General features: G+C 27.8%; 10 protein-coding genes and 1 other annotated feature. Of the genes, 2 read left to right on the forward strand and 8 right to left on the reverse strand.

Translation table 11 applies throughout. The features are described 5' to 3' along the window. Positions 1-74: 74 nt before the first annotated feature. Together ACTG48_RS18135 and ACTG48_RS18140 are read right to left on the reverse strand one after the other, a co-directional pair. Positions 75-1,373, reverse strand: a complete 1,299-nt coding sequence (locus tag ACTG48_RS18135; RefSeq protein ID WP_479917604.1) for a bifunctional folylpolyglutamate synthase/dihydrofolate synthase — start codon at positions 1,371-1,373, stop codon at positions 75-77. Between the two features lie 283 nt (positions 1,374-1,656). Beyond that, positions 1,657-2,535, reverse strand: a complete 879-nt coding sequence (locus tag ACTG48_RS18140) for a S8 family peptidase (protein WP_479917605.1) — start codon at positions 2,533-2,535, stop codon at positions 1,657-1,659. Positions 2,536-3,348: 813 nt separating this feature from the next. Between ACTG48_RS18140 and ACTG48_RS18145 the strand changes: the two genes are divergently transcribed. Further along, positions 3,349-4,065: an AzlC family ABC transporter permease gene (locus tag ACTG48_RS18145; RefSeq protein ID WP_479917606.1), complete on the forward strand. Its 717-nt coding sequence runs from the start codon at positions 3,349-3,351 to the stop codon at positions 4,063-4,065. Next, a complete protein-coding gene (locus ACTG48_RS18150; RefSeq protein ID WP_021386202.1) occupies positions 4,055-4,378 on the forward strand; it encodes an AzlD domain-containing protein in 324 nt (107 codons plus the stop codon). Before ACTG48_RS18145 ends, ACTG48_RS18150 begins: the two co-directional genes overlap by 11 nt. A gap of 265 nt (positions 4,379-4,643) precedes the next feature. Here ACTG48_RS18150 and rgaR read toward each other — a convergent pair whose 3' ends face one another. From rgaR to phoU, 6 genes are all read right to left on the reverse strand, one after another. Then, positions 4,644-5,354 carry a two-component system response regulator RgaR gene (rgaR, locus tag ACTG48_RS18155; protein ID WP_021386188.1) on the reverse strand — a complete coding sequence of 237 codons (711 nt, stop codon included), beginning with the start codon at positions 5,352-5,354 and terminating at the stop codon, positions 4,644-4,646. A 425-nt stretch (positions 5,355-5,779) separates the two neighbouring features. Continuing rightward, positions 5,780-8,446 carry a valine--tRNA ligase gene (locus ACTG48_RS18160; protein WP_021386236.1) on the reverse strand — a complete coding sequence of 889 codons (2,667 nt, stop codon included), beginning with the start codon at positions 8,444-8,446 and terminating at the stop codon, positions 5,780-5,782. Between the two features lie 76 nt (positions 8,447-8,522). After that, positions 8,523-8,783, reverse strand: a binding site (T-box leader). Positions 8,784-9,094: 311 nt separating this feature from the next. Beyond that, positions 9,095-9,925 carry a polysaccharide deacetylase family protein gene (locus tag ACTG48_RS18165; protein ID WP_021386271.1) on the reverse strand — a complete coding sequence of 277 codons (831 nt, stop codon included), beginning with the start codon at positions 9,923-9,925 and terminating at the stop codon, positions 9,095-9,097. Positions 9,926-9,970: 45 nt separating this feature from the next. Further along, on the reverse strand, positions 9,971-11,407 hold the full coding sequence (locus tag ACTG48_RS18170; protein ID WP_021386247.1) for a [Fe-Fe] hydrogenase large subunit C-terminal domain-containing protein: 1,437 nt from the start codon (positions 11,405-11,407) through the stop codon (positions 9,971-9,973). Positions 11,408-11,490: 83 nt separating this feature from the next. After that, a complete protein-coding gene (locus ACTG48_RS18175) occupies positions 11,491-12,363 on the reverse strand; it encodes an FUSC family protein (RefSeq protein ID WP_479917607.1) in 873 nt (290 codons plus the stop codon). A 159-nt stretch (positions 12,364-12,522) separates the two neighbouring features. After that, positions 12,523-13,176: a phosphate signaling complex protein PhoU gene (gene phoU / locus ACTG48_RS18180; RefSeq protein WP_479917608.1), complete on the reverse strand. Its 654-nt coding sequence runs from the start codon at positions 13,174-13,176 to the stop codon at positions 12,523-12,525. Positions 13,177-13,202: the final 26 nt, after the last annotated feature.

Raw genomic sequence — 13,202 nt, forward strand, 5'->3', positions numbered from 1 at the left:
TAAAAAGAGCTGTCTACCATCTTAGACAACTCTTTTTTATATTTTTATTTATATTCCTGTATTTATTTATAAAATTATAATTTCTTTACTAAAGTTCTCACTGTGCCAATCATGTATAAAGAACCTGCACTTATTATCACATCATCCTTATTTGCTGTTTCTAGTGTGTAATTTACTGCATCTTCTATCTCGTGTTTTGATGTTACATCATCCACATATTTTAATACTTTCTCTTTTAGTATATCTGAATTTATGGCCCTTGGATTGTTAGGTGTTGTTGTTATTACCTTATTAAAACGTGGCAATAATATATTTAAAACACTATCAATATCTTTATCTTCTAGCATACCTATCAATAGAGTTAAACTTCTCTCTTTAAAATTTTTATCAAGTGCTTTTGCCAAAGATTTTGCTCCATCTTCATTATGTGCACCATCTATTATAAAAATTGGATTTTCTTTTATTTTTTCTATTCTTCCTGGCCACTGAGTAGTTATAAGTCCTTTTCTTATAGATTTTTCACTTATATTTTCTAGTTTATTTATATCTTTTAGATATTTTATTACACTCATCGCCAATATAGAATTATTTATTTGATGTTCACCTATCAACTTTATTTCAAGGTCTTTGTGAATTTCTTTCATTACAGTACAGTCATATATTTGAGAGTCTATATCTGATTTTTTTATATTTACATCATCAAAATTAACTTCTATATATTGTGCTTTTTTCTCCTTACAAACTGACTTTATAACATTTTTGGCTTCATCAGTTTGGTCATATACTAGTACTACTCCACGTTCCTTTATTATACCAGCCTTTTCATATGCTATTTTTTCTATTGTATCTCCAAGTATACCTGTATGGTCTAAACTTATAGATGCTATTACACTTACAAGTGATTTTGTTATTATATTGGTAGCATCATATCTTCCACCTAAACCAACTTCTAAAGCTACAAAATCCACCTTTTGTTCTGAATAGTAATAAAATGCCATTGCAGTAACTACTTCGAATTCTGTTGGATACTCATAGCCTTGTCCTACCATAATATCTATTTTTTCTTTTATTAATTCAATTATCCTAGCAACATCATCTTGTGGTATATTTTCTCCATTTACTCTTATACGTTCAGTAAAGGTTTCTAAATACGGAGATGTATATAAACCGACTTTATATCCACACTCTCTTAGTATATTAGAAACAAAAGAACACACTGAGCCTTTTCCATTAGTTCCAGCTACATGTATTATATTTAAAGTTTCTTGTGGATTCCCCAATAATTCTAATAATTTTCCAATATTCTCTAGACCTAATCTTATACCAAATTTATTGGTTTGTGATATATACTCCAATGCTTCTTCATATTTCATTATCTAATTCCCCCTGTATCGGCATTTTCTTTTATGTTATCTAATTATAGTATATTTTCTACTTTTAATCTACTGACAAAGAATACATATAATCTAATACCTTCTACATTAAATCTAGTTACTACTTCTTTATTTTCTTTATTTATAAATTTTTATTTTTATACATTTCTACTAACTCAGTTAATGTATATATCGAAACTAAATCATACTTTGAGATATCCATATAATTAAATTTTATGTTAAATACCTGCTCTAATTTTTGAAGTAAATTAAAACAATTATCCTAAACTAATCCTATCTCCTTATTAAAAAGACTACATTGAAATAATTTTTCATTATCAGCTTTAATGTTTAAACAATCTCTAACAACATCAGCAACTTTCATAAGAAGAGTATTTTCTTTGTCATACAAATCCAATTTAAAGTTTGGAATTCTACTATACTCATCAAACTCAAAACTATCCCAATGGTTTTTAGTTGCTAATAGTTCAAGTTTATCATTTAAATCAGATATCTCTATATCTGGATTTTCCGACAATATCTTAGCTATTTTTCCAGTAAACTTCACTGCTACATAGCTATTACATTTTGGTGGTAACCTGTAGGAGTTGTTTATGTCACAACTTATATATGAATTACTATCCATTACACATTGAACATCATATTTTTTATTGTACCAAAAAGAATCTTCTACATCTAAAGTAAATCCTCTCACGCCTATAACATTATTAAACATTGCTGGATAACTTAAGTCAAAATTATTAGACAATGAACATACTATTATTTTTCCTTTTCTAAACAATTCATAACATACTTCAAATAATCCCTTGACACTTTCTACTCCTATGACTGATAAACTTAAGTTAATCAATCTTATGTTAGTATCTAGAAGATATTTTAATGCTTCTTCAAGAACTTTTATATTTGCAATGCTATCTTTTCCTAAAACTTTTATGACAAATAGCTCTACATCTTCATATTCCTTCTTTATTATTGATGCACAAGCAGTTCCATGACCATCTTCATCATCAAATTTATCTGATATAAAAATATAATCATGTATACATTCAAAAGCAATTCCTCCAACTAAGTTATCCTTTAAGTAATCATGTTCTTTATCTATTCCTGTATCTAATACTGCAACCTTAACTTTATTATTCATATCACATATATTCTCCATTACTAAAAGTTTTTAATATATCTATGCTAATAGTTCATCTTAAACTTTAATTTAAGTTGCACAATTTATCTTTTAAATGCTATATTTATTTCTAAAAACACAAATTAAGTATACTATATATTCAATTTATATTCATTATATCAATTATTATCATTAAATAGTTAAAAATTAAGATAAAATTTTTAGATTTATATCACAATTTAGAATTTTTTGTAAAAAGGAGATTATCCTTCTTATTAGACAATCCCCTTGTATACTTTATTAATACTTATTCATAATTAACTATCAATTGTATATTATACTTTTCAATCTAGATTACATAAATCTCATTTTTATTTAGGGGAATAATTATTTATATACTATAAGAAAATTAATTTAAATATAATCGTCTTGTAATCTATCTTACAAAACATACTATTCATTCTACAAAGTATGAATCAAAGTGTAAAAAAACACCAAGAACTGCGAATAAATATAAATTTAAATTACTATGTAAAAATTTGTACCAAGTACACTCTAAAAATTTATATAGGTATTATCCTAAGAAGCAATACCTACACCCTTATACATTATATCATATTTCAATAAATAAATCGCATAAAAGGAAGTCTTTTAATAGAATTAAACTATCTATTAATTTATTACTATAAGTTCTACAAATTATAAATAATTATTTTAATGTATATACTGTATTGCCTCAAACATTGATATAACCAATCAAAATAGATATAATAAAATGAAACAAATATTTATAGAATTTTATAAATATTCATTATTTTAAAGGGGTGATTGTATTTGAAACAAGAAACATCAAAAAAAGAAATCTTAAAAGAAAGTTTTCTGGCATCAATCCCAATATTTCTAGGATATATTCCATTAGGACTTATTTGTGGTATTATGCTTCAAAAAGCAGGTTTATCTGCCTTTTACATATTAATGATGTCACTTATGGTATTTGCGGGTAGTTCACAATTTGTAGCAGCTTCAATGCTAGCTTCAAATGGAAGTATAACTTCAATAGTATTAACTACATTTATATTGAATCTTCGTAACTTTTTAATGAGTTCCAACCTACATATGCATATAAAAAATAAAAATATGAGATTTTTAATGTATTTTTGCCATGGTGTTACAGATGAAACATTCGCTATAAACTTAGAAAAATATACTTATGGTACTTGGACAGATAGACACGCATTATACCTAAACAATCTTTGTATAATAGTATGGGCTGGTAGTTGTTTCTTAGGAGCATTTCTTGGAAAAATTGTTACTATCAGTGATTCTGTTGCAGGCTTCCTACTTACAGCAATGTTCATCACATTAGTAGTTAATCAAATTAAAAGTAAAGTATATATACTCGTTTCAATGCTTTCTATCCTATTATCAATAGTTTTATATACTTTCTTTAAAAGCAGTTTAGTTATCATAATAGCCTCTGTTTTATCTGCTTTATTTGGCTTTTATATACAAAAATTAACTCATAAAAAGGAGGAAGTCTATGAATACTAATTACATACTTATAGTTATTTTAGGTATGGCAATTGTTACTTATATTCCAAGGATTTTACCTATGATAATACTTTCAAAAAATGATATGCCTGATTCTATTAAAGACATTATGAAATTTATACCTATCGCTATACTTAGTTCACTAATAGCAAAGGATATTTTTTTTAATGGAGATAGTATATATTTGTCATTCACCAATCCCAAAATTATATCAGGTATCATAGTACTATTAGTAGCTTATAAATTTAAATCTATTGCTATCTCAATAGCTGTAGGTGCAATATCTATATGCTTTTTTGGAGTCATCTTTTAAAATTTTATGTCACTATACAGTAAAAAACTGAAATACTGTACAATACTGCATATAAAAATCAGTCATAATATACTAATAATTAATCTATTATAATTGTGTACTCTACATCTAAAACAATATCAATAATCTATAAGCTACTATTTTACATCATAATAAGGGCTGTCTTAATACAGAGAATTTTTTCTATATTAAGACAGTTTTAAATTAATAGCTCTGTGATGACTTTAAATATTTTTCAAAATATTTTACTTTACCTTTTTCAAAATTAATACATTATATCACATAACAAGCTTGTTAATGCTACTTTTAAATCTTTGAGCCTGTACTTACTAATAGGTATAAATTTATCATTAATAGTAATCATATTATCCCCAAGATCTTCTATTCTTCTCAAATTGACAATAAAACTTGTGTGACATCTGAAAAATCCATTTTCACATAATAATTTTTCTGCTTGTTTCATGCTCATATTAGCTTTATAATCTCTCCCTAATGTATGTACAACTAAATCTCTCTTTACAGTTTCAACATATAAAATAGAATCTATCAGTATTCTATTAAATCCTTTTTTACTATTTAAAACTATATAACGCTCCTTCTTTCTTTGAAGGTTATCAATACAAAGATTTACACCCATTGCAAAGTTACTATACTCTATAGGTTTTACTAAATATCTATAAGCACGTACTTCATAACCCTGGGGAGCATACTCTGAAAAAGCTGTTGTAAATATAATTTCTACTTTTTCATCAAACTTTCTTATTTTTTTAGCCACCTCAATTCCATTGATATCTTTCATTTGGATGTCTAAAAATATAATGTCAATTTTTTCTGGGTATTTGGATATTAAATCTTCTCCACAGGAGAATTCCAGTATTTGATAATTTAGACACCTTTCAGACAAAAGTTTTTCTGCAAATTCCTTCAGTATGCTTCTTTGTATTTTTTCGTCATCACATATAACTACCCTGAACATAATATCACCTCCAAATCTAAAATATCATTTAGTTTACTTTATTTCAATTTCCAAACTGTACTCATTGACTTTTCTATTCAAATTTTTTTACAAGTTTAAATTGTCGATTAAACTACTTCTAGTAATTATCTTTGATACATAAACTTAAATTATGATAAATTCATCTATTTTTCTAGTTATATTGTGTAAAAAATATATGAAAACAAATGTAATATGTATTTTATTATGCTATGTTAAATATCATAATACAGCAAATTTTTATTACTCATAAATTTTTTAAATGTAAGATTAATATAATCATAAAATAAGATAAAAATATAACACATCTGTAATGAATTATAACATCATATTTGTATATATAGAAAGAAAAACATACAAAAAGTACAAATTACGTACTTTTTGTATGTTTTTATTAACACTTTCATTTATTTTATTTTAGATTCTAAATTTATTAGTCTTTCCTCAACAGATTTAATCATCTCTTCAAATTTTTCTTTTTTAGCTTTTTCTTCTTCAATTAGACTTTCAGGAGCTTTTGCTAGGAATCCTTGGTTTGCAAGTTTTCCATTAACTCTTTTTATTTCTCCTTCTAATTTTTTCTTTTCTTTAGATAATCTTTCAATTTCTTTTTCAAAGTCAACTAACTCATTAAGAGGTATAAATATTTCAACACCATCAATAACTACTCCAACTGCATCTTCTGGTACATTAGATTTGTCTTTTGCTACCTCAACATTTGAAGCAGATGCTAAAGTTATGAAATAATCTTTACCAAGTTCAATAGCTTCTATCTTTTCCTCACTTGGTATTATTATCAATTTAGCTTTCTTAGAAGGTGGTACATTCATTTCTGCTCTTACATTTCTTATACTTCTTATACCTTCCATCAATAAATTCATCATTTCTTCTTCTTCAGCCATATTATCTTCTTCATTATATTTTGGCCACTCAGATACTATTATACATCCTTCAACAGTAGGAAGGTAAGTGTATATCTCCTCTGTTATAAATGGCATATATGGATGTAATAATTTTAATATCTTTTCAAGAACATAAGTTAATGTATATAATGCTGCAGATTTAGCATTTGTATCTTCTCCATATAATCTAGGTTTAACCATTTCAATATACCAGTCACAGTATTCTGACCAAGTGAAATCGTATATCTTCTGAAGTGCTATTCCTAAATCAAACTTATCCATATTATTAGTTGCTTCTTTTACAATATTATTTGCTCTTGATATTATCCATTTATCTGCTAAAGTTAAGTTATCTTTAACACTTTCTCTAGTTATGTTTTTAATTATATCTTCATCAATATTCATAAATACAAATCTTGATGCATTCCACAATTTATTGGCAAAGTTTCTAGCAAATTCTACTCTTTCCATATAGAATCTCATATCATTTCCTGGGGAATTTCCAGTTGTTAATGTAAATCTTAGTGCATCAGCTCCATATTGCTCGATTATCTCTAATGGGTCGATACCATTTCCTAAAGATTTACTCATCTTTCTACCTTGAGAATCTCTTACCAATCCATGAACTAATACATGGTCAAATGGCTTCTCATTCATACAGAACATCCCTGCAAAAGCCATTCTAACTACCCAGAAGAATATTATATCATATCCTGTAACAAGTACACTTGTTGGGTAATAGTAGTCTAAAGCTTCAGTTTTATTTGGCCATCCTAGAGTAGAGAAAGGCCATAGTGCAGAACTAAACCAAGTATCTAATGCGTCTTCATCTTGTTTAAAATGAGTGCTTCCACATTTAGGACATTTATCAGGCATTTGTTTTGCTACTACTATTTCTCCACATTCTTGACAATAGTAAGCTGGTATTTGATGACCCCACCATAATTGTCTTGATATACACCAATCTCTTATATTTTCTAGCCATTGTAAATAAGTTTTATCAAATTTTTCTGGAACAAATTCTAGTTCTCCATTTTTAAGAATATCTATAGCTGGTTTTGCAAGTTCATCCATCTTAACAAACCATTGCTCTGATAATCTAGGCTCAACCACTGTATGGCATCTGTAACAAGTTCCTACATTATGATTATGCTCTTTTATCTTAATTAGGTAACCTTGCTCCTTTAAGTCTGCTACGATAGCTTTTCTACATTCAAATCTATCCATACCTTCATATTTTCCGCAAACTTCATTCATAGTTCCATCTTCATTCATAGTATTTAACTGCTCAAGATTATGTCTTAATCCTACTTCAAAATCATTAGGGTCATGTGCTGGAGTCATTTTAACTGCACCAGTTCCAAACTCTAAGTCAACATAATTATCTGCAACTATTGGAAGTTCTCTTCCTACTAATGGAAGTATTGCTGTTTTTCCTATTAAGTGTTTGTATCTATCGTCTTCCGGATTTACTGCTATACCAGTATCCCCTATCATCGTCTCAGGTCTAGTTGTAGCTATTTCTAAGAAATCTTCACTATCTTTTAGTGGGTATTTTATATGATAAAAGTTTCCGTCATGTTCTTCATGCTCAACTTCTGCATCTGATAAAGTAGTTTTACAATCTGGGCACCAGTTTATTATTCTATTCCCTCTGTATATGTGACCTTTTTCATATAGTTTTACAAAGAATTCTATAACTGCTTCATTACACCCTTCATCCATGGTAAATCTCTCTTTATCCCAATCACAAGAATCTCCTAATTGTTTAAGTTGGTTAGATATTTTTCCTCCAAATTCATCCTTCCAGTCCCAAGCTCTCTTTAAAAATTCATCTCTACCTATTTCATACTTTGTCTTACCTTCTTCTTTTTTTATTCTTTCAACAACTTTAACTTCAGTTGCTATAGAAGCATGGTCAGTTCCTGGAAGCCAAAAAGCTTCATACCCATCCATACGCTTCCATCTTATTAATATATCCTGAAGTGTATGGTCAAGAGCGTGTCCCATATGCAATTGCCCTGTTATGTTTGGTGGTGGCATCATTATTGTAAATGGCTTTTTATCTGGATTTGGTTTAGATTTAAAATACCCTTCATCCATCCATTTTTTATATAACCTAGCCTCAAAATCTTTTGGATTATAAGTTTTTGATAAGTTCGTATTTTCCATTGTCTTGCCTCCTGTATTTTTATAAATAAATTTTTTAAAATATATCTAGAAATAAAAAAGAGCCCTTCATCCTCTTTAAAAGGACGAAAAGCTCGCGTTACCACCTTAATTCCAAAGTTTAAAATACAATAACATTAATCAAATATTGTTTAATGTTATTTCATCAACTTTGACTCTCAAAGAATTTAACGGTTCTAACCGTCTAAACTTACTAACAGTTCAGTTTAGAAACTCCAAAGCTACGTTCAGCAAACCTTATACTTAGAAAATCTTACAGCCAGTGAATTTTCCTCTCTTTTAGTAGTATTTACTTACTCCTCTTCTTCTCAGTCTTTAATATTACATATTATTATATACAAATATTATTCTCTTTGTCAATTATTTTTATTTTATTTTTTCTGAATTTTCTTAATTATTTTTTTATATTATATGCTGATTATTATATTCTATACTATTTTTTTCAACTTATTTTGTCTTATAATGTCAATAACTATACTATTTTTTGTTTAAATTTTAACGCCATGTTATTTATTTTAGATTACATTCTATTTACATTATCTTTCTTATGTTCTATTTTTTATATTCTATTTTATAAATTATATGTTTTATTTCCTAAATAATTTACTTTATTTTTTACTATAATTGAATTTATTGTAAGTTTTCTTGCCAGAAATTTTTAGGTGTGATATTCTCTGTAATTGGCAATATTGTATATCCTCTCTCCTTCAAAATTCTTATAATATTGTTTAAAGCGTTTAAACTTTGTTCTTTCTCATGAATCAGCACTACTAATTCATCTCTTTTTCTTCCATAGTACAATATATTACTAACAATTTGACTTGTAGAAGATTTCCAGTCTTGTGTATCCAAATTCCAGTCCCAAATTAAATAATCATTCTCCATAAGTTTACTATATGAACCTTCTGGCATATATGGCTTACTTCCATAGGGTAATCTTATTAATTTTGAACTCTGACCAGTTATATCTTGTAAAGTATCATTACATGTATTGAACTCCCCCACTGTTACCTCTGGGCTTTTATATAGCTTATGTATATCATGACTTACACTATGAAAACCTATTGAATTTTTCTCTTCTAATACCCTTTTTACTTCTTCCTTATGATTTTTCATGTTTTGATTAAGCATAAAAAATGTCGCTTTGACATCGTTCTCTTTTAAAATATCAAGAAGTGCATTTGTATATTTTGATGGTCCATCATCTATCGTTATGTACGCTACTTTTTCAGAAGTAGCCCCTGGTCCTTTTGTTTCCTCTTGAGATGCTTTATACATAATTTCTCCTAATGTATTCCCTTGAGAAAGTAATTCTAGTGTATTTTCACCTTTTGTGCTTATATTTTGGACTGGAACATTATTGATTTTTTCTTCCAATAATGTCCCAGTTAAAATTAAAACAGCTATAAGAAATAACCTTATCATTACATGAAAAGTAGCCTTATTATCTTTAATTTTCATCCCCCATATCTCCCTTTTATAAAAGAATAAGTTTAAGAGTAAAAATTACTTTTTATACTTATTCTCTTTCTTATTACTTTTTATATCTCTACTAAATATTTTTTTAACTTTTTCTTCTTCCTTTTCTCCTAGAGATTCTACTCTTTTGATTCCCAAAGAAGTTAAAAATTGCAACACATTTAAATTATCAAATGGAGTTTCCATATTTGTGCTTTCACTATATTCATCAACATTCTTAGTACCTTCTTCTACACTTAAAATACGCTTAGGACCTCCTACACAGCCTCCTACACACCCCATTCCTTCTATAAAGGTAGCTTCTATCTCCTTATTTAAAACTTTCTTTAAACCGTCCATACATTCTTTTGTTCCCTCAAATGCTTTTTCTTCAAATTTTATATTTTTGTCAATTCTTCTAACTGATAACTTAACTGCTTTACTTACACCTCCTGTTCTAGCATAAACTCTACCTGAAAGGGATGCCTCTACTCTATTACTTTCATCCATTATAGCTGGATTTAACTCTAATGCATCAAATATTTCTTGTAACTCTTTAAATGTAAGCACAAAATCAACTGCATCCTTTATATCTTCTAACATTGCTTCTTTCTTTTTTGCCATACAAGGACCTATGAATACAACTTTAGCATCTGGATTTAAAATTTTTACAGCTCTCCCACAGGCAATCATAGGAGAAACAGATGGTGATACATTCTCCAATATTTGAGGAAAACTATTTTGTATCAAGCTTACCCAAATAGGACAGCAACAGCTAGTTATAAAGCATCCTTCTTCATCCTTTTTCATATGTTCATAATAATCATATGCTTCTTTTGCAGTAAGCATATCTGCTGCCAAAGCAACTTCTATCATATCTTCAAATCCTATCTTTTTTAATGCAGTTCTTAATTTACCAGGGCTTACATCTTTTCCAAACTGCCCTACAAAAGCTGGTGCGACTATTGCATATACAGGACTCTTTATATCTTTCAACAACTTTATCATTGGTATAAATTCTATCTTATCTGATATTGCACCTAACTTACATCTTGATACACAATCACCACAAGCACTACATACATCTTCCTCATTACAATTAATATGCTTGCTTTTTATTTTACATGACTCATCTTCCTTATTATTTTCATCACAATATTTGCAAGCATCTGATATTATAGATATTATTGGTCTTTTGACTTCATCTAAATTTATAGCTTCATGTAATGCATCTTTTAAATTTTTATCTGTGTCTCCTGTTACATCTAATCCCATAGTTACTCTAATTAGATTTACCATGGTATCTTTATCAAATTCCTCATTAAAATCATTTTTTAAATTATTATTCAAATTATCATTTAAAATTTTTTCAGGTAGATTTTCAATATCCTCTGTATTATCATTCCACACTGCCTTTACAAGTTCTCCAAAAAGCTTCATCTTATATATTTCTAATATTTTAGAATTATCATTTCTAGTATTCATAAAAAATAGTACCTCCGTAAATTAAACTTATATATGTTTAATATTTACAAAGATACTATTTTTTATTTATTATTTACTTACTATTATTGATATAATTTATTTAATTTCTTTAACATCTCTATTTCAAGCATTATTTTCATTAAATGATAGTTAAATACAGGGCTTTTTTCTTCATCTATATTCCAGTCTAATTCATCCACATTATATGTTTTCTTAAGGTATTTATATGTATGCTCCTTTAAATAAAGTTTATTTTCTAATAACTCTATAGACTGCATATGAAAATGTATTTCTCTACATATCCTTAAGGCATTCTCAATTTTTTCTATATTAGTTTCACTCAAACTATAATCCAATTCATCAATAAGTTTTGAATATATTTCTTCTAATTTTTCTACTTCTTCTTCAAATCTCTCTACATCTAAATTATTTTTTCTAAGTATTTTGTCTTCAATAAGTAACATTGACAGTTCTTCTATCTTTTTAAACTCATCTATAACACTATTTAGATAATTTGGTCTAGCAACATAGTAATTAACAAGTACCCCAAACAAGACACCTACAGATGTATCCAGTACCCTATGTAAAGAATAATATACAGGGTCATTGTTTCCTACACCTAGATGTATAGCCAGAAAAGTTACACAGGCAACTACTACTGACTTTATTTTAAACAGATTGCATAAATATATTGAGCACATTACTCCTAGACCACATAAAAAAGGGTCTCCAGCTTTAGTGATGGCAAAGATGAATCCTATTATACCACCTAAAATAGTACCTTCTACTCTATTGATTCCTGTTTTTAAAGAACCTTTTACTGTATCTTGGACAGAAATTATACATGCTACCAGAGAATAAAACATATTCTCAACTAAATAGTCTCCTAAAAGCATACATAACGTTACACTAATTCCTGTTTTTATAGTTCTCATACCCATCTTTTGAAGTTTCAAAGTTCCACCTCCTAAAAAGCACTTTCTATAAAATACGCATCCTCAAATTTAATATGTTCCTAGTATATCACAATTTTTTAAATTTACCCATTAATCATATTTTTTTATCAATTACTTCTTAATTTAGACAATAAAAAAAACTGCTTTAAAGCAGTTTTTTTATCCTATCTCTACCATTTTACCTTCAATTGCAAAAATTATTTTTTCACACACATTTGTTATATGGTCTCCAATTCTTTCAAGGTATCTTCCTATAAGTAAAAGTTTTACCCCTTGGTCTATGGTATTTGTATTTTCATGCATTATTTTTAAACAATCAATTTGTACTTGTTCATACAAACCATCTACAATATCATCTTTAGTTCCTACATCATAAGCTATACTTGCATCAAATAAGATTAAAGCTTCTCTAGTCTGAGACATCATAGATTTACATTCTTTTGCCATCTTAGGAATATCTATCAGCTCTTTTATATAAGCTTCTCCACCTATTTTCAGCATTTCTCTAGCTATATTAGCTGCATAATCTCCTATTCTCTCTAATTCTATTGATATATTTCCTAATGAATAAATAAATCTTAAATCCCTTGCCATTGGTTGCTTTAATACTATTAGTTCTATACTCTTATCCCTTATCTCTTCTCTTAATTTATTTATCTCTTCATCATTTTCTACTACTTTTCTTGCACCTTCTAAATCCTTCTCTATCATACAAGTCACAGACTTTTCTATTGCTTCTTCACATTTTTCCATCATAAGTACTGTTTGTTCCTTTAAAGTATCAATACTTATATCTAAGCTATTATTGACCATTGTCTAACTCCTTTATAGTTATATAT

The organism is Clostridioides sp. LIBA-6822, from assembly GCF_056688955.1.

Coding starts and splice junctions, on each gene's coding strand:
- ACTG48_RS18160 (WP_021386236.1), bottom strand. CDS start 8,446: ATGGAAAATACGAACTTATCAAAAACTTATAATCCAAAAGATTTTGAG.
- ACTG48_RS18140 (WP_479917605.1), bottom strand. CDS start 2,535: ATGAATAATAAAGTTAAGGTTGCAGTATTAGATACAGGAATAGATAAA.
- ACTG48_RS18165 (WP_021386271.1), bottom strand. CDS start 9,925: ATGAAAATTAAAGATAATAAGGCTACTTTTCATGTAATGATAAGGTTA.
- ACTG48_RS18150 (WP_021386202.1), top strand. CDS start 4,055: ATGAATACTAATTACATACTTATAGTTATTTTAGGTATGGCAATTGTT.
- phoU (WP_479917608.1), bottom strand. CDS start 13,176: ATGGTCAATAATAGCTTAGATATAAGTATTGATACTTTAAAGGAACAA.
- ACTG48_RS18170 (WP_021386247.1), bottom strand. CDS start 11,407: ATGAATACTAGAAATGATAATTCTAAAATATTAGAAATATATAAGATG.
- rgaR (WP_021386188.1), bottom strand. CDS start 5,354: ATGTTCAGGGTAGTTATATGTGATGACGAAAAAATACAAAGAAGCATA.
- ACTG48_RS18135 (WP_479917604.1), bottom strand. CDS start 1,373: ATGAAATATGAAGAAGCATTGGAGTATATATCACAAACCAATAAATTT.